The organism is Streptomyces flavusporus (assembly GCF_046267975.1).
Taxonomy (GTDB): domain Bacteria; phylum Actinomycetota; class Actinomycetes; order Streptomycetales; family Streptomycetaceae; genus Streptomyces; species Streptomyces flavusporus.
This window is the reverse complement of the sequence record NZ_CP176503.1, coordinates 2,225,389-2,242,177: the sequence shown is the minus strand read 5'-3', so window position 1 is coordinate 2,242,177 and position 16,789 is coordinate 2,225,389. Positions and strand designations below refer to the sequence as shown.

Genomic DNA, 16,789 nt, shown 5'->3' with positions numbered 1-16,789 from the left:
GCGGCACACACTGTGGTAACGATGGTCGACGCGGCCAGTCCCGGAACCGTGCGCAGCCATCTGCCCACGCGTCCGCCGCCCCCTGCCGACGCGGCCTCGTCCTGGTCGGGTGCAGGTGTCGGGGGATCACCGCCGCTATCGCCCGGATCCGAGGTGGACGACGAGTCGTCACTTCCGGACCCGGCTCCGGCCACATCCGGGCGGGCGACATTGCTCGCGGGCACTACGTCGCCGCCATCCGGAAGTACCGGTACCGGGTCCGGATGCTCATCGCCGTTCTCTCCCTCAGCAGCCGGTAAACCTGCAGCCACCTTGACCTCCCCCTGAGTCATCTTCCCAGCCGTCCGAGCCCCGCGCGTTCAAAGGCACGACGTGGCAGATGACGCTCGGTCTCCGACGCGACACCATCACCCATCGATCCCGTTACGCCTGGCTACTCGGCGGTACTTTGCGATTGGTGTCCGCGCAAAAATCCGAAGCCGTCATCACCAACTCGTCGCCTTGTGCCCGCTGTTCGCCTGGGCCAAACGGGCAGGTTTCATCTTCTGCAACCCCACCAGCCGAATCAAGGCCGGGCAGCGCCAGAACGGGGTGCTGCAACCACTGGTCCCCGCCCGGGTCGACCGGTGCGTCACGGACTGACACCGCGAAAGCTACCCACTGGTTGCCTTGCGGCCTGTGTCTGAGCTGGGACTACCAGGCCCACCACCACTGTTGGGGCTTCAGCCACAGCATCGAAGTCGCCGCGCTCCTGCTCGTCGAGCACCGCCAGCCCGATGACGTCTGGCGCCTGTGGCGGGCGATCACCACCAGCTTCGACACCTGGTGCGGCCTCCCACACCGGCTGCTGCTCGCCGGGGGAGGAACCGCCCGCACCGTCGCCCACGTCGCTGGTTCCAGCCACGAACAGCGCGACAACCTGCTGCAGCATCTGCACGAGATCCCGGAGGTGACCGAAGACGATGTCACCGCGCTCATCGCCGAACGCCGCCGGTACTACTCCGACGCCCTCTGCGAGCTGGACGCGACCGCCCGTACCACCACCTGAATCCGCAGGTCAGCAGGGTCGGCAGGCGCCATTTGGGGCTGGTGACATGTTCGTTAATGGCACCCGAACACTGCCGCAGCTGGCGTCATCGGGCCTGGTTCAGTTCCCGGGTCAGTTCCCGGTTAGCCGCCCGCGCGGCATCGAGTTCCTCGGTCCGCTCATCGAGCTGGCCCCTTGTGTCGGCCAGGTGTTGTTCGAGCAACGTGATGCGGCGTTGAAGCTGGTCGCCCTGAGCGAGCCCCTGGGCGTCACCCTGCTCGGCCGGCTCGTCGACCCCGCTGCGGTGGAGCTGGCCGAGACGTCCGGAGTGGTGAAGGTGGAGCGGGACGGCCGGCGGCTCGAGGCGAGGCTCGCCCACCCGCTCTACGGCGAGCTGCAGCGCGCCCGCCTCGGGCAGCTCACGGCGCGCAGACTGCGGGGTTCCATCGCGACGGCGCTGGCCGCCACCGGATGCCGGCGCGTCGATGACACCTTGCGGCGGGCCGTACTCGCCGCGGATTCCGATCTGGAACCGGACGCCGCACTGCTCACCGATGCCGCGCACCGCGCCATCCAGATGCTCGATCTCCCGCTCGCCGAGCGGCTGGCCCGGGCGGCGGCGGAAACCGGCGGATTCGAGGCGAGGTCGGCACTGGCTCACGCCCTGTCATGGCTGAACCGGGCCGACGAGGCCGACGCGGAGTTGACGGCGCTGGCCGGCCTCGCGTCCACCGAGCAGCAGCGCCTCGCGGTGGCGGTCCCGCGTGCGGCCAACCTGTTCTGGACCGCCGGCCGGCCGGCGGAGGCGGAAGCGGTGCTGGAGGAGACCACCAGTCGCCTCAGCGATCCCTTCTGCCTCGATGTGCTGACGGCTGTGCGGGGCTCCTTCCACGTCTTCCAGGGACGGCCACGAGAAGGAGCGGAGGACGGGGCGGCGGCGCTCGCCCGGGCGGACCTGCCCGACCTGGCGGTCGTCCTGGCGTCCTTCGGCGTCGTCGGCGGCCTGGGCGCCATGGGCCGTACGGACGGACTCGGCTCCGTCGCGCCGCGCGCATATGCCGCAGCCGCGCGGTCCTTCGACGCAGCCGCTCCCGCCCTCGGCCTGTGCGACCTCCACATGACCGGGCTGCGCCTGGCCGGCCGGCTGCACGAGGTCGAGGAACTCGGTCGCGCCCGGCTGCGGGCAAGCCGGGCCGTGCACGGGCCCATGCAGCTGATGGCTGTGGCGCTGGCGGGGCACGCGGCGCTGTACCGGGGGCAGTTGCGCACCGCGGTACGCCGGTTCCGGGAGGCTCGTGCCGGGCTGGTTCCCACGGAGACCCAGGGCTTCGCGTTCCGCTGCCTGGTGAACCTGGTCCAGGCGCTTGCCATGACGGGCGACGCGGCCGCGGCCCGTCACGCACTGGACCGGACGGAGACCGAACGCCATCCTGCCGCCGTCTTCTTCGAGCCGGACCTGGTGCTCGCCCAGGCGTGGACGTCCGCAGCCGAGGGCGCGGTCACCGAGGCGGTCAGGCTCGCGCACGATGCCGCGACGCTCGCCGCCGACCGTGACCAGGTCGCGTACGCGATGTACGCGCTGCACACCGCCGTGCGCTTCGGCGACCGCACCTCCGCCGCCCGGCTCGCCGCGCTGGCCGGGAAGGTCGACGGGCCGCGCGCACCGGTCGCCGCCGCCCACGCCGCCGGGCTGGCTGCGGGCGACGCCGATGCCCTGCTCGCAGCCTCCGCCGCCCTGGAGGAGATGGGGGATCTGGCGGCGGCCGCGGACGCCGCCGCCCAGGCGGCCACCGTCCACAGCCGCGCCGACCGGCGCACGGCGGCGCGTGCCGCCGCCGCACGGGCGCACCGGCTGGCCGAGGAGTGCGAGGGTGCCCGGACTCCCGCGCTGATCACTGCCGCCCGGCCGTTGCCGCTCACCGACCGGGAGCGTGAGATCGCCATGATGGCGGTGCACGGTCTGAGCAACCGGGACATTGCCGCGCGGCTCGTCGTCTCGGTGCGCACGGTCGAGGGCCATCTCTACCGTATCTACGGCAAGTTGGGCGTGGCGGGCCGCGGTGATCTCGCCGCCTTCCTGTCGTCGGCGGGTACGGACACCTGAGAGGTGCGTACGCACCGAAGCGAGTAGCCGACTACTCGTGCGCCGGCCCGGTCCGCCTCGGATCCTCGAGTCGGCGGGAGGACTCTCCCGCACAGGCACGAACTACTCGTCGTCGCCTGACAGGTGGGACCGGAAGGACATGATGGGCGCGACATTCCGATCGCGGGGGGAACGCTTCGGCCGCACGGCGTTCCGTGGGCTCGCCGCGGTGGTGGCGATGCTGCTGGGGGTCACCGTACTGACCGGGTGCCCCGGCCCCAAGTCGAAGGTGATGGCTGTGGGCCGGGGCGTGGTCGGCGCCTCGCCGTTCTCCAAGGTGCTGCTCGGGGCCGACCTGGCCATGAGCGCCGTGGAGGCGCTGTCGGGCGGGGACAAGAGCGGGAACACGCCGGGGCTTTACGGCGGATCCCGCAAGAAGGTCACCTGCCTGAAGGACCAACTGGTCGACTTCCTCAAGGACCCCGGCAACAGCGACAAGGCGAAGGCTTGGGCGAAGGTGCAGCGCATCGAGGTCGATCAGATCGAGAAGTTCATCGATGATCTGACCCCGGTCGTGCTGCGCAATCCCACGCTGGTCAAGAACCACAACTACCGCAAGGGCAAGGCCGTTGCCTACGAGGCACTGCTGGAGGCGGGGATCGCCGTACTGATCGACCTGTTCGGACGGCCGGTCGTGAAGTGCAACTGCGGCAACCCGCTGGCGGCGCCGGACCACGGCATCGACGAGGTGGAGGTGGACTTCGGCAAGGGGCGGACGAGGACCTGGAAGGGTGACTACGACAAGGACAAGGTCGTGACGGTCAAACAGCCCGAGGACTCCTCCGGGCTGGAGAAGGTGGCCCTGGTCGATGTGGACGCCCCGGACCGGGGGATCGAGCGGCCGGTCGGTACCGACGGCGGCCAGGACACCGCACTGCCCGCGGACCCCGATGCCGAGACGGCGGGGGACGTCATGGTTCCGGATGTGCTGGGCAGCTCGCTCGATGAGGCGACCGGGCGGCTCGAGGACGAGGGCTTCGTGGTCGAGACGGTTGAGGTACCGGCCGACGGTGCCGCGTCCGGCACGGTGGTCGGTCAGGAGCCGGCCGGCGGGGGGACGGCGGCCGAGGGGGCGACCGTGACCCTGCACGTGGCCGCCGAGGACTCCACGCAGTCCCCGGAGGACGGTGTCCTGGTCCCGGACCTGGCCGGCCGACCGGTACCGGAGGCGTTCGCGGAGCTCGAGGCGTTGGGACTCATGCCCGTGTACGGCCCGGACTCCGCGCAGTCCGCCACCGCCCTCGTCCAGCAGACCGATCCGGCGGCCGGGAGCAGTGTGGCCCCGGGAGCCACGGTCACCGTGACGGCCGCGGAGGAGGCGCCCGGCGACCCGACCGACGACCCGGGAGCCGGGGACGGAAACCAGGAACCGGACGGCACGGCGGACGCGGGGTAGCCCTCGCTCCAACCGCCCGCTCGCCGCCCGACGGCCACGTGCGAGTCGCACGAGAGACCAGCCCCGGCGCCGCCCTACGGGGGAGCGGCGCCGGGGCCCTCGCACGAGGATGATCCGCCGGACAGTCCCTACCCGCGCAGCCGAGCCGTGCTTGACCGTTCCACCAGGCGGGTCGACAGTTCCGTGCGGGTGCTCTCCGGGCGGTCGCCGGCCATCATGCGGACGAGCAGGCGCAGGGCCGTGGCCGCCATTTCCGAGATGGGCTGGCGGACCGTGGTCAGGGGAGGGGAGGCCCAGCGGGCCTCGGGCAGGTCGTCGAAACCGACCACACTGATGTCGTCCGGGATCCTCAACCCCCGCTCGGCCATGGCGTCGTACACCCCCAGGGCCATACGGTCGGAGCAGACGACGACGGCCGTCGGCGGCTCGGGCAGGTCGAGGAGTTCGCGCATGCGTCCGCGGGCGACGGCCTCGTCGAACCCGGCGTGTCGCACATACTCCGGGCGGTGCCGCACCCCGGCCGAGGCGAGCGCCGAGCGGTAGCCCGCGATCCTGGCGCTGCTGCACATCGTGCGGCGGTGGCCGGCGATGACGGCGATGCGTTCGTGGCCGAGGGACAACAGGTGCTCGGTCGCCGTCACCCCGCCCTGCCAGTTCGCCGCGCCCACCGACACCACGCCGGGCGGTGGTTCGTGCGCCGGGTCGATCATCACGAAGGGGATGCGGTGCTGTGCGAGCCACGCGTACTGGGGCTCCGTCAGTTCGGCCAGGTTGAACAGCACGCCCGTCGAGCCGCGCGCGGTGAGCTTGTCCAGCCAGCCGCGCTCCGGGCGGCCGGAGCGGCTGCGGGCGAGGCCTGCCGAGACGACCACGTCCAGGCCGGCGTCGTGCGCCGCCTGCTCCACGCCGTGCAGCACCGCACCGGACCAGGAGCTGTCCAGCGAGTGCACGACGAGGTCGACCAGGCGGGGCGCCTTCGCCGCGTCGAAGCGCGGTCTGCGCACATAACCGAGCCGGTCCAGGGCCTCCGTGACCCGGCGGCGCGTCTCGGGCGCCACGTCCTCGCGGCCGTTGACCACCTTGGACGCGGTCGGCACCGACACCCCCGCCTCACGGGCCACCACCGCCAGCGTCGGCCCGGCCGGAGCGCTCGCACTTGCCGTACGGCCCATCGGAAACCGCCCCTCCGGCCCGCCCGAGGGCCATCGAAAGTCGCGACCAGCACTGCTTTCGTGGTCGGCACACCGACCTCGGGATAGAAAGCGCTTCCTACACTAAGCGTGCGGCACGGAGACGTGAAGACACCGGAATCGCAGGACTGCGAAGACCTGCGCCTGCTACGGCGTGCAGGTCAGCCGGAAGCCCTGGAAGTCCGCAGTGAAGGACGCGTCGACGAGGTCGCGGGCGTGGATCCCGGCCATGGCGCCGGTGAAACGCAGCCGGGAACCGTGGTCGTCGGACAGCCGGCTGAAGTCGAGCGGTGGTCCGATCGGGGTGGGGACCCCGTTCCGTACGTACCAGAAGCGAGCGTCGGCGCCGTCGATCGTCACACCCAGCGTCACCGGCGCCTCCACGTCGACGACCGCCACCTGCCGGGCGCCCTCCTCGTCGCGCTCCACGAGGCTGAGCACCGTCCGGCCGCCGCCGCCCCGCCACTGCTGGCCGCGCTGCGGCTCGCCCTCCGGTTCCACCCAGGTCAGGTCGAGGCTGAGGTACGCCTCACTGTCGTACCGCAGGACCAGCCCGGCGGCCTGCGTGAAGCTGCGCGGCCGGGCCTCGACCGTGACCTCCGCCTCGGCCCGGTGCTCCGTGATCCGCTGGGCGAGCAGACTCTGCGCCCACCGCGACTCGGGACCGTGGCGGCCGCGCAGCCGGATCCAGCCGGGGCGGCTGGTGATGTCGGCCCAGGAGGGATCCGGGTGCTCGCGCAGGGAGCTCCACGGCCATTCCAACTCCCCTGGATCAGCCACGACTTGGAGATCCGAGGAATGCGTCGGTACGTCCACCTCGACCGCTGGATGCCACCCGCCGTGGGCCAGCCTCGGCCACCCCTCAGCGTCCCACACCACCCGCTGGATCGCCGTCTCCCGGCCGAGCGTGCAGCGCGGCCCGTGCGGCGTCCGCAGCGGGCGTGCCGTCAGATGGCTCAACAGCCAGGCACCGTCCGGGGTTTGCACCAGTTCGCCGTGCCCCGCCTTCTGCAACGGCAGAGCCGGGTCGTCCCGGGAGGTCAGCAGGGGTCGGCTGTCGAGTTCGTACGGGCCGGTCAGGGCGCGGCTGCGCGCCACCAGCACGCCGTGCTCGAAACCGGTGCCGCCCTCCGCCAGCACGAGGTAGTACCAGCCGTCGCGCCGCAGCACCTTCGGGCCCTCGATCAGCCGGTCCTGCTGAAGCAGGAGGTGAGTGCCGCCGACCGGGGCCAGTGTCTCCCGGTCCAGCTCCGTCAGCACGATCCCGGCGAAACGCCGGCCGCCGGGGCGGTGGTCGTTCTGGAGGTTGAGCAGCCACAGTCGGCCGTCCTCGTGGAAGAGGGCGGGATCGAAGCCATGGCTTGCGACCCGCCGCGGGGTCGACCACTTCCCGGCCACGTCGGTGGCCGTCGTAACGTACGTGTCCAGGTCGAAGTACGGCGTGCCCACCGAGCGTACGACGGAGTAGACCACCCAGAAGCGGTCGCCGTCCCAGCTCAGTGACGGCGCCCAGACTCCGCCCGAGTCGGGCACCCCGGTCAGCGAGTCGTCGGGGACGGCGCCCCGCACATGGCCCGCGTACTCCCAGTGCGCGAGGTCCCGGGACCGGTGGATCGGGATCGTCGGGAACCACTCGAAGGAACTGGTCGCCACGTAGTACCAGTCGTCCACCCGGACGATGGACGGGTCCGGGGCGAAGCCGCGGATGACGGGGTTGTGCAGCAAGGTCACTTCAGCGCCCCCAGCGTCACGCCCGTCCGCCAGTAACGGCGCATCGCGATCATCATGATCGCCATCGGGATGATGGACAGCAGCGCGCCGGTCAGGACCAGGCTGGTCAGGTCGACGCCCGACTCCAGGCGTTTGCCGGACCAGTTGTACAGGCCCAGGTTCAGCGTCCAGTTCTCCTCGCCGCGCAGGACGGTGAGGGGGAGGAAGAAGGCGTTCCAGGTGTTGACGAAGGCGAGCAGGAAGACCGTCGCGCCGCCCGTCGTCATCATCCGCAGCACGATGCTGAAGAAGATGCGCAGCTCGCCCGCGCCGTCGATGCGGGCCGCCTCCAGCAGCTCGAAGGGGACTGTCGACTCGGTGTACACCTTGGCCAGGTACACACTGAACGGGTTGATCAGGCAGGGGATCAGCATCGCCCAGGGGGTGTCGACCAGGCCGATCTCCGAGAACATCAGATACAGCGGCAGGGTCAGCAGGGCGATCGGGATCAGGAACGAGCCCACCACGCACGCGAACACCAACTTGCGGCCGGGAAAGTCGAATCGGGCCAGGCCATAACCCGTGGCGAGGGCGACGAGTGTGCCGCCCAGGGAACCGACGCCCGCGTACAGCAGCGAGTTGGCGGTCCAGCGCAGGAAGATGCCGTCCTCGTACGTGAAGAGCTGCTCCAGGTTGTCCCACAGGTGCCAGCCGGAGAACCACAGGCCGTTGCTCTGGTAGAGGCCGGTGCGGTCCTTGGTCGCGGCGACGATCAGCCACCACACCGGGAACAGGCTGTAGACGCTGGCCAGGACCAGGCCGATGAGAAGGAAGCGCTGCCCACCCCGTGACCGGGCAGCGCGGTCGGGGTGGCCCAGGCGGCGAACCGTGCGCGTGGGCGGTTTCTTCGTACGGTCCTCGGTGAGCACCATCAGTCGGCCTCCCTCGAGGTGAGCCGGTAGAACAGGAAGGAGGCGACGCCGAGGATGAGGGCGAGGAGGACCGACAGGGCCGCGGCGTAGTGGTAGTTGCCGGCGTTGAACGCCTGGTTGTAGATGATCATGATCGGGGTGAAGCTGTCGTTCACCGTCTGCGGGGTGACGTTCCGGAAGAGCGCCGGCTCGTTGAAGATCTGCAGCATCTGGATGATCGAGAGCATCCCGGTCAGAACGAGCGCGCCGCGCACGTACGGCACCTTGATGCTGAGCGCGATCCGGCGCTCGGAGGCTCCGTCCAGGCGGGCCGCCTCGAAGAGTTCGCGCGGTACGGCCTGCAGGGCGGCGTAGATGATCACCATGTTGTAGCCGATGCCGTGCCAGGTGAGCAGGTTGCCGATGGACGGCCAGACCATGGACGGGGCGAAGAAGTTCCAGTCGAAGCCGAGCGCCTCACCCAGCGGGGTCAGCGGGCCGACCTCGGGGCTGTAGAGGTTGATCCAGACGAGCGCCGCGACCACGCCCGGGATCATGTACGGCACCAGCAGCAGGATCCGGAAGCGGCCGGCGGCGCGCGACGTGAGCGCGTCCAGGAACAGCGCCAGGACCAGGCTGATCAGCAGCATCACCGGGATCTGTACGCACGCGAACAGCACCACGCGCAGGACGGAGCCCATGAACGCGGAGTCGGTCAGGCCCTGTCGGTAGTTGTCGAGGCCGGAGAACGTCTCCGTGGAGCCGCCCAGGCCGAGGCCCGAGCTCTGTTCGGTGAACAGGGACTGGTGGACCGCGTACCCGATCGGGAGCAGGTACAGGAAGACGAAGCCGAGCTGGAAGGGCACCGTGAAGGCGGCGCCCTTCCAGCGCAGGGAGCGGATCATCGGTAGCTGCCTCAGCCCTTGACGCTGATACCGCGGGACTTCAGGTCCTTGACCGTCCACTCCTGCATGTGTGCCAGGAGGTCGGTGACCTTCTGTTCCTTGTTGACGACCTTGGCCCAGCCGGCCTGCATCTCCGTGAACATGGCGGTCCAGTTCGGGCCGAAGGTCCAGTCGGTGGTGACGGTGTCGAGGCTGTCGGTCACGGTCTTCTGCGCGGGCTCGTAGTTCTTGCCGAGCAGCTTCTCGGAGATCGACTCGCCGACGTAGGCGTCGCTGTCGGCGAGGGCCGGCATCACGCCGTTGCCGGTCTCCGGGCTCGCCATCGTCTTGACCGCGCCCGCGTCGGTCGACATCCACAGCGCCGCCTCGGCGGCCTGCTCCTGGTGCTTGCACTGCTCGGTCACCAGGGTCACGCTGCCGGTGAGGTTGGTGCCGGCGGGCGTCTTGGGCGCCTCGCCGTTGAACGTCGGCCAGGGGGAGAGCGCCCAGTCGCCGAAGGACTCGGTGAAGTTCTGCACCATGCCGGCCATCTGCCAGGTGGAGATCTGCCGGGTCGCGGTGCCGCCCTTGTCGTAGTTGCGTTGGACGGCGGCGTAGTCGGCGAAGGAGAGCTTGGAGTTGAGGTCGTTGTCGATGATCTCCTGGATCACCTCGGCGGCCTTGAGGGTGCCCTCGTCCTGGAAGTTCACCTTCCAGGAGTTGCCGTCGACGGCGTACCAGTGCGCGCCGGCCTGCATGGCGAGTACCTCCAGGGTGCTGGGGTCCTCACCGGCGTAGTTGGTGATCTTGATGTTGTGCTTCTTCAGCTCCTTGCCCGCGGCGATGAAGTCGTCCCAGGTCGCCGGGGGCTTCAGGCCGTACTTCTCGAAGATGTCGGTGCGGTAGATGGTGAACTGGGGCGCCGAGCTGGTCGGGACGCCGTAGAGCTTGCCCTGTACCTGGGCGCTCGCCCACGAACCGGGGTTGAACTTGTCCTTCTCGCCCTCGACGTACTGGGTGATGTCGGCGAGCGCGCCCTCCGCGACCCAGCTGGTCACGTACTCGGCGGTGTTCTGCACCAGGCAGGGCGCGTTGCCCGCCTTGACCGCGTTGGTCAGCTGCTTCTGCATGGTCAGCTGGTCGGTGACCTTCGTGTACTTGAGCTTGACGTCCTTGTGACTGGCGTTGAACGCCTTGACGACCGTCTCCTGGCCGTTCGCCCAGCCCCAGAAGGGGAGGGTCACCGGGCCGGAACCCGAGGAGTCTCCGGAGTCGGAGTCGGAGTCGGAGCCGCCGCAGGCGGCGAGCAGACCGGTGAGCGCGACACCCGCGACTGCGGCGCGGGTGAACCTTCTCCGGGGGCTGGTGATGTTCATCTGACCGTGTTCCTTCGGAAAGTAGGCGTCTCGCAACGGGAGGACGCGGCGGCTCGGTACTGGCCGGCGAGAGCGGTCTGAAAACCGTCGGCTCGGCGGGCGGGGGCGGCCAGGCAGAAGTGATAGAAACCGGTTGCTGGGAAGGTAGGCCTTAGCCCCGGGCTCTAGCAAGAGGTCTGCGGCAATTTGTTTGGGTGGAATCGTGGAAAACGTTTACGGAAACAGGTCCGGGCCGTCGGGCGGCTAACCGCGCCGGCGGGGCGGCTGTACCGAGTGGCGTACGACAACATGGGTGCCCAGCACCAGATGCTCCCCGTCGGCCCCCTTGCGCCGCCCTGCCCCGCCCTCGCGCCGGTCGGCCACCGCGCGCAGGGCGACCCGGCCCATCTCCTCGTACGGCACGTGCACGGTGGTCAGTTGGGGGGTGAGCTGGGACGCCAGCGGGATGTCGTCGTAGCCGACGATCGACACGTCCTCCGGCACGCGCAGCCCGGCCGCGCGCAGCGCCTGCATGGCGCCCGCGGCGACCACGTCGGTGCCGGCGAGCACGGCGGTGAAGTCCACCTTCTCGCGCAGGGCCGTCTCGACGGCCTCGTAGCCGTGCTCGTAGTCGTACGGGCCGTGCCGCACCATGCCCGGCTCGAACGGCACGCCGTACGCCTCGAAGGCGCGCCCGGCGCCGCGCAACCGGCCCTGTGCGGTGGTCAGTTCGGCGTGACCCGGCAGCACGAGGATGTCCCGGTGGCCGGCGGACAGCAGGTGGCTGGCCATCGCGTAGGCGCCGGACTCGTTGTCGTAGTCGACGGTCGTCGCCGGGACGTCGCCCTCCAGCGGCGGCCGGCCGACCAGGACGAGGTGGGAGCCGGCCGCGTCCAGGGAGCGGGCGAAGCGGGCCATGCGCAGCTGGTACTCGTCGTAGTCGTAGGCGCCGCCGAGCAGCACGACGGCGGCGACGCCCTGCTGGCGCATGAGGTTCACCAGGGCCAGCTCCCGCTCCGGGTCGTCGCCCGTGGTGCCGACCAGCGAGAGCCAGCCGCGCAGCGTGGCCGCGCCCTCGACGCCCTTGGCCACATGGGCGAAGGCGGCGCCGGTGATGTTGTTGATGAGGATCGCGACCGTAGGGGTCCCGCCACCGGCCAGGGAGCGGGCGTGGGCGTTGGTCACGTAGTCCAGGTCCCGGACGACCTTCATCACCTTGCGGCGCAGGTCGTCGGAGACCGGGTAGTTGCCGGACAGCACGCGCGACACGCTCGCCACGGAGACGCCCGCGCGTTCCGCCACGTCCCGGATCGTCGCCCGGCCGGCGTCGCCCGGTGCCTTGCGCTGACTCACCGTTGCGGCTCCTTCACCGTCGTGACCCGAACACCGGGGCGGGCGCGCTCGCCTCCGGTGCGGAAACCGTATCCCATCGTTCCTCCAGGTAGGACGCCTGTGGACAACCCTCGTGCGGTGGGCGTCAGGCGACCCGGGGCAGGTCCGCGTGGCGCACCTCGTGGGCGAGGGGCAAGCCCGCGGCCAGGCGCTCCAGTTCCTCCACGACGATGCGGCCGAGGCGCTCGAGTTCGTTGCCGAGCGAGCCTGCGATGTGCGGGGTGAGGAAGACGTTGGGGAGCTGGTAGAGGGGCGACTCGGCGGGCAGCGGCTCGGGTTCGGTGACGTCGAGAACCGCGCTGAGGCGGCCGGAGAGCAGCTCGTCGGTGAGGGCGTCGTGGTCGACGAGGGCACCCCGGGAGGTGTTGATGAGGACGCCGCCGTCGCGGATGAGGGCGAGGCGTTCGCGGTCCAGCATGTGCTGGGTCTCGGGGATGTCGGGAGCGTGCAGGCTGACGATGTCGCTGCTGCTCAGCAGCTCCTCCAGGGAGACGGACCGGGTGCCGAGCGCGGCGGCCTCCGTGGCGTTCACGTAGGGGTCGTGGAGCAGGACCTCGAAGTCGTACGGGTGCAGCAGCTCGAGGAGTCTGCGGCCCACGCGCGAGGCGCCGATGACGCCCACGCGGCGACCGACGTTGCCGATGGCGGCGGTCTCGGCGGGGGTCGGGTGGGTGTGCGTGGCGCGGAAGCGCTCGCGGTGTGCGAAGGCGTCCTTGCCGGCCAGCAGGATCATCGCGAGCGTGTACTCCGCGACCGGCAGGGCGTTGCCGGTGACCGCGCTGGAGACGGTGACGCCGCGCTTCCACAGGGCCTCGCCGACCAGCGAGCGGACGGAGCCGGCGGCGTGCAGGACCGCGCGCAGGCCGGGTGCCGTGGTGAGGGTGTCCTCGTCGAGGTGGGGGCAGCCCCAGCCGGTGATCAGCACGTCGGCGCGGGCGAGCTGGGCTGCGGCGCCGGGGGCGGTGAAGTCCCGTACGACGAGCGTGGGGTCGATCTCGGCCGTCTGCTGCAGCCGTGCCACGAGGGGCTCGGGGAAGAGCAGCGGGAGATGCACCGGATCCATGGCGAACACGGCCCTGGGCAGCTGGGCGCTGGGCATGGCTCTCCTGAGAAGCGAGGGGTGGTCGGAAACATTTTCTGAAAGCGTCTTCTACCGTAGATCCGCTGTCGACGGGGGGTCAATCGTCGGGATGGGGCGGAAGATCCGCAAAGTTTTCGGGTCGCGGGCCGCGGACGCCGATGTGGCGAAGGGGGGATGGTGGCCGGCGTGTCCGCTCTGCGAGATTGTCGACAACCGGTTGCCGGGGCGGCCGCCCCGTTTTACGCCCCGTGCGGCGGTCCTGGATTCCCGCTGGTCAGCGGCCAGTTCAGGCTCACCGTCGGGCCTCATGAAGCGTGTCATCGGCGTTTCGCGGACCTTTCGAATTTCTGCGAGGACTCTTGACGCGCCCTCCGGACGGGCCGAAGCTCTGGCCACTCGGTCATAGCAACCGGTTGCTACTTGTTACTGCGGCCAGATCCGCGATCCGGCCGTGCCGTGCTCCCCGAACCAGAAGGTGAGGCCCCCATGCCTTCCCACGCCGGTGCTCCCCCCAGCCGCCGCCGGTTTCTCGCCCTGTCGGCCGGCGGTGCCGTGGCCGGTGCGGCGGCGCTGAGCGGTTGTGCGATGCAGGTGTCCTCCGGAGTCAGCGGCTCCGGAGAGACCGTCACCGTGATGGTCAACTCCGGCGACATACTCCCGGAGCAGGTCCAGCAGGCCAAGAAGGACCTCGGCATCAAGATCGTCCTGGTGAAGTACGACATCACCAAGCTGATCGCGATGCTCACCAGCGGCAACCCACCCGACCTGGTGCGCGGCGTCGGCGCGGTGGACCTGCCGTTCTTCGCGGCGCGGGACGTGGCCGAGGAACTGGACCCCTACTTCGCCCGGAGCAACGTCCTCAGACTCGACGACCTGGACCCTGTCAACGACCTGTGGCGGTTTGACGGCCGCACCCAGGGCAGGGGCCCGCGCTACGGCATGGCGAAGGACTTCTCCCAGGACTCCATGTACTGGTACAACGCCGCCGCCTTCGACAAGGCCGGTGTCGACTACCCCCCGGAGACCGAGCCAGTCACGTACGAGGAGTGGCTCGACAACGCCAAGCGCCTCGTGCAGCGCAAGAACGGCCAGACCACCGTGTTCGGCGGCAGTTTCAACGGGCTGACCCGGTCCACGCTCCTGGCGACCATGACGGCGTCCGCCGGCGGCAGCCTCTTCAACGACGACTTCTCTCAGGTCGACTTCACCACGCCCGAGGCCCGCAAGGCCCTGGCCTGGTACATCGACTACTGCAAAACCAAGGTCGGGACGAGCCTCATCCAGCCCGACCCCAACGGCTGGGACGGCCCCACCTACCAGGCCGGGCGGCTGGCCATGTCGAACTCCGGCTACTGGATGGGCGGCATGATCTACCCCGACAAGAAGCTGGCGGAGGTGTCCCGGCTGGCGCCCGCCCCGTTCTTCGCGGGCGGCGAGCGGATCAGCGCCTGCCAGGGCGGTACCGGCCTGTGGATGCCGCGCGGGGCGAAGAACAAGGACGCCGCATGGCGGGTCTTCGAGTGGTTCTTCGGCGAGGATCCGGCCAAGGGGCGCGCCTCCGGCGGCTGGGGCATCCCCACCTTGAAGTCGCTGCGTTCGCTGATGCCCGCCCAGGAGGACTACCAGAAGCGGGTGCTGAAGGCACAGAACAACGAGCTGAAGCATTTCTCGGTCGTCTCCTTCACTCCCTACACCAGGGCGGACGCGATCGACGCCCTCTTCAACCAGATCGCCCCCGCCGCGATGAACGGCCAGATCTCCGTCGACACCCTCGCCGGGCGCCTCAACTCGGCCATCAACGAGCAGATGAAGCGCGGTAAGGAGCAAGTGGGATGACGGTCGACCAGATCTCCTCCGTCGCGGACCGGCCCGGCGCCGGCGCGCACGCCGGACGCGCACCGGCCACCGGCGGGCCGCGGATCTCCATGACCGCGCGCAGGCACCGGGCGTTCTACATGTTCACCTCGCCCTGGATCATCGGGTTCCTGCTGCTGACCATCGCGCCGATGGTGTACGCGCTGTGGCTGAGCTTCACCACGTTCGACGGCATCTCACCCCACTGGCGCTACGTCGGACTCGGCAACTACCGCGAGCTGCTGAACGATCCGGTGACCTGGGACGCACTCGGCCGCGCGGGCCTGTTCGCCGTGACCTCGGTGCCGTTGTCGATCATCGCGGGGCTGGCCCTCGCGGTCCTGGTCAACCGGCCGATCAAGGCGCGCGGCCTGTTCCGCACCCTGCTGTATCTGCCCGCCGTGGTGCCGCCGGTGGGCGCGGGCCTCGCCTTCAAGTTGCTCTTCGACCAGAACTCCGGTGCCGCCAATGGTGTCCTGACCATCTTCGGTATCGACGCCGTGGGCTGGCTCGCCGACCCCTACGCCCGTTACGTGCTGCTGATGACGGTGCTCTGGGGCGCCGGAAACGTCATGATCATTTCGCTGGCCGGCCTCCAGGACGTACCCCGGGAACTCCACGAGGCCGCCCGCATCGACGGGGCGGGCGCCTGGCGCACCTTCCGCAGCATCACCGTGCCGCTGCTGTCACCCGTCCTGCTCTTCCAGACGGTGACCGGAATGATCGCCTCGGTGCAGACGATCATGCCGCTGCTGCTGGCACCGCTCGGCGACACGAGCGGTATCACCACGGTCCCGCAGTCCAACTACCTGTACATGATGCACGTGTTCGCGCAGTACTTCGCGCTCGGCCGCTACGGCTACGCCTCCGCGCTGCTGTGGGTGCTCTTCGTCCTGATCCTCGTCGTGACCGGACTCATCTTCAAGTTCACGTCCGGCGCGGTGTTCTACAACGTCGACCCGGAGGCGAAGAAGTGACCGCCACCAGTGTGCCGCCCAAGTCATCGACGACCGATGTGCGCGTGCGGGTGCGTGTCAAGCGCCTGGTCCTCTACACGGTCCTCGTCTCCGTCACCGGGCTGTTCCTCGGCCCCTTCGGCTGGCTGGTCCTCTCCGGCCTGAAGACCCAGGGCGAACTGGCCGCCTCGCCCGTGCACTGGCTGCCCGAGGTCTTCCAGTGGCACAACTTCGCCGATGCCTTCAACCAGATCGACTTCCTCGGCTACGCCCGCAACTCCCTGATCATCGCCCTCCTCTACGCCACGCTCGTCACCTTGAGCTCGGCCTGGGTCGGCTTCGGCTTCGCCCGGCTCGACGCGCCCGGCAAGAAGGTGCTGTTCGGCATCCTGCTCGGCTCGATGATGCTGCCCCAGATGGTCACCCTGTTGCCGACCTACCTGATCTTCGCCAAGGTCGGCATGGTCGACACGTACTGGCCGTGGGTGCTGTGGGGCCTGTCCGCGGCGCCGTATCTCGTCTTCCTCTTCCGGCAGTTCTTCGCGGGCATGCCGCGCGAGCTGGAGGAGGCCGCGATCGTCGACGGCTGCGGGTACACGTCGATCTTCTGGCGGATCTTCCTGCCGCAGTCCTGGCCCGTGCTGTCCGCGAGCTTCATCATCGCCTTCACGTGGACCTGGGGCGACTACATCGCCCCGCAGCTGCTGCTGTCCACCGACCGCACCACGCTCGCTGTCGCCGTGATGACCACCTACGTCAATGAAGGCGGGACGCCCGTCCCCGAACTCCAGGCCGCGGCCTCCGTGATGTACGTCGTCCCCATCCTGCTGATCTTCCTCGTCGCCCAGCGCGGCTTCGTCGCCGGGATGTCCACCTCCGGTCTCAAGTAG

Annotated in this window: 13 protein-coding genes; 6 read left to right on the top strand and 7 right to left on the bottom strand. The window is 69.8% G+C overall.

Annotated features, from left to right (window positions below):
* Positions 1-664: 664 nt before the first annotated feature.
* The 3 genes from ACKTSN_RS10500 to ACKTSN_RS10490 all read left to right on the top strand — a co-directional run bounded on the left by ACKTSN_RS10500 (position 665) and on the right by ACKTSN_RS10490 (position 4,566).
* Entirely contained in the window at positions 665-1,048 is a 384-nt protein-coding gene (locus tag ACKTSN_RS10500; protein ID WP_409468852.1) for a hypothetical protein, read from the top strand.
* A gap of 46 nt (positions 1,049-1,094) precedes the next feature.
* The gene (locus ACKTSN_RS10495) at positions 1,095-3,131 is read left to right on the top strand and encodes a LuxR C-terminal-related transcriptional regulator (protein WP_409468851.1); all 2,037 of its coding nucleotides are present in this window, start codon (positions 1,095-1,097) and stop codon (positions 3,129-3,131) included.
* Positions 3,132-3,270: 139 nt separating this feature from the next.
* The gene (locus tag ACKTSN_RS10490; RefSeq protein ID WP_409468850.1) at positions 3,271-4,566 is read left to right on the top strand and encodes a DUF6777 domain-containing protein; all 1,296 of its coding nucleotides are present in this window, start codon (positions 3,271-3,273) and stop codon (positions 4,564-4,566) included.
* Positions 4,567-4,694: 128 nt separating this feature from the next.
* Here the strand turns inward: ACKTSN_RS10490 and ACKTSN_RS10485 are convergent, their stop codons facing one another.
* The 7 genes from ACKTSN_RS10485 to ACKTSN_RS10455 form a co-directional block, all read right to left on the bottom strand.
* Entirely contained in the window at positions 4,695-5,738 is a 1,044-nt protein-coding gene (locus ACKTSN_RS10485) for a LacI family DNA-binding transcriptional regulator (protein ID WP_409468849.1), read from the bottom strand.
* A 165-nt stretch (positions 5,739-5,903) separates the two neighbouring features.
* Positions 5,904-7,487, bottom strand: coding sequence for a glycoside hydrolase family 43 protein (locus tag ACKTSN_RS10480; protein ID WP_409468848.1), 1,584 nt, complete (start codon positions 7,485-7,487; stop codon positions 5,904-5,906).
* Entirely contained in the window at positions 7,484-8,398 is a 915-nt protein-coding gene (locus ACKTSN_RS10475) for a carbohydrate ABC transporter permease (RefSeq protein WP_409468847.1), read from the bottom strand. The genes ACKTSN_RS10480 and ACKTSN_RS10475 overlap by 4 nt, the downstream gene beginning before the upstream one ends.
* Positions 8,398-9,282, bottom strand: coding sequence for a carbohydrate ABC transporter permease (locus ACKTSN_RS10470; protein WP_409468846.1), 885 nt, complete (start codon positions 9,280-9,282; stop codon positions 8,398-8,400). The genes ACKTSN_RS10475 and ACKTSN_RS10470 overlap by 1 nt, the downstream gene beginning before the upstream one ends.
* Positions 9,283-9,293: 11 nt before the next feature.
* Entirely contained in the window at positions 9,294-10,637 is a 1,344-nt protein-coding gene (locus tag ACKTSN_RS10465) for an ABC transporter substrate-binding protein (protein WP_409468845.1), read from the bottom strand.
* A gap of 243 nt (positions 10,638-10,880) precedes the next feature.
* The gene (locus ACKTSN_RS10460) at positions 10,881-11,969 is read right to left on the bottom strand and encodes a LacI family DNA-binding transcriptional regulator (RefSeq protein ID WP_409468844.1); all 1,089 of its coding nucleotides are present in this window, start codon (positions 11,967-11,969) and stop codon (positions 10,881-10,883) included.
* A 124-nt stretch (positions 11,970-12,093) separates the two neighbouring features.
* Complete coding sequence (locus ACKTSN_RS10455; protein WP_409468843.1) at positions 12,094-13,107, bottom strand: hydroxyacid dehydrogenase; 1,014 nt, start codon at positions 13,105-13,107, stop codon at positions 12,094-12,096.
* A 468-nt stretch (positions 13,108-13,575) separates the two neighbouring features.
* Here ACKTSN_RS10455 and ACKTSN_RS10450 point away from each other — a divergent pair, with 468 nt between their 5' ends.
* Genes ACKTSN_RS10450 through ACKTSN_RS10440 form a run of 3 tightly spaced genes read left to right on the top strand, consistent with a single transcriptional unit; the run spans position 13,576 to position 16,789 of the window.
* Entirely contained in the window at positions 13,576-14,925 is a 1,350-nt protein-coding gene (locus ACKTSN_RS10450; protein ID WP_409468842.1) for an extracellular solute-binding protein, read from the top strand.
* Positions 14,922-15,920, top strand: coding sequence for a carbohydrate ABC transporter permease (locus ACKTSN_RS10445; RefSeq protein WP_409468841.1), 999 nt, complete (start codon positions 14,922-14,924; stop codon positions 15,918-15,920). Before ACKTSN_RS10450 ends, ACKTSN_RS10445 begins: the two co-directional genes overlap by 4 nt.
* Positions 15,917-16,789: a carbohydrate ABC transporter permease gene (locus ACKTSN_RS10440; protein WP_409468840.1), complete on the top strand. Its 873-nt coding sequence runs from the start codon at positions 15,917-15,919 to the stop codon at positions 16,787-16,789. Before ACKTSN_RS10445 ends, ACKTSN_RS10440 begins: the two co-directional genes overlap by 4 nt.

Excerpts from the sequence above, each read along its gene's own strand:
- ACKTSN_RS10495 (WP_409468851.1), top strand. The coding sequence starts at position 1,095 with ATGTTCGTTAATGGCACCCGAACACTGCCGCAGCTGGCGTCATCGGGC.
- ACKTSN_RS10490 (WP_409468850.1), top strand. The coding sequence starts at position 3,271 with ATGATGGGCGCGACATTCCGATCGCGGGGGGAACGCTTCGGCCGCACG.
- ACKTSN_RS10485 (WP_409468849.1), bottom strand. The coding sequence starts at position 5,738 with ATGGGCCGTACGGCAAGTGCGAGCGCTCCGGCCGGGCCGACGCTGGCG.
- ACKTSN_RS10475 (WP_409468847.1), bottom strand. The coding sequence starts at position 8,398 with ATGGTGCTCACCGAGGACCGTACGAAGAAACCGCCCACGCGCACGGTT.
- ACKTSN_RS10470 (WP_409468846.1), bottom strand. The coding sequence starts at position 9,282 with ATGATCCGCTCCCTGCGCTGGAAGGGCGCCGCCTTCACGGTGCCCTTC.
- ACKTSN_RS10465 (WP_409468845.1), bottom strand. The coding sequence starts at position 10,637 with ATGAACATCACCAGCCCCCGGAGAAGGTTCACCCGCGCCGCAGTCGCG.
- ACKTSN_RS10455 (WP_409468843.1), bottom strand. The coding sequence starts at position 13,107 with ATGCCCAGCGCCCAGCTGCCCAGGGCCGTGTTCGCCATGGATCCGGTG.
- ACKTSN_RS10450 (WP_409468842.1), top strand. The coding sequence starts at position 13,576 with ATGCCTTCCCACGCCGGTGCTCCCCCCAGCCGCCGCCGGTTTCTCGCC.
- ACKTSN_RS10445 (WP_409468841.1), top strand. The coding sequence starts at position 14,922 with ATGACGGTCGACCAGATCTCCTCCGTCGCGGACCGGCCCGGCGCCGGC.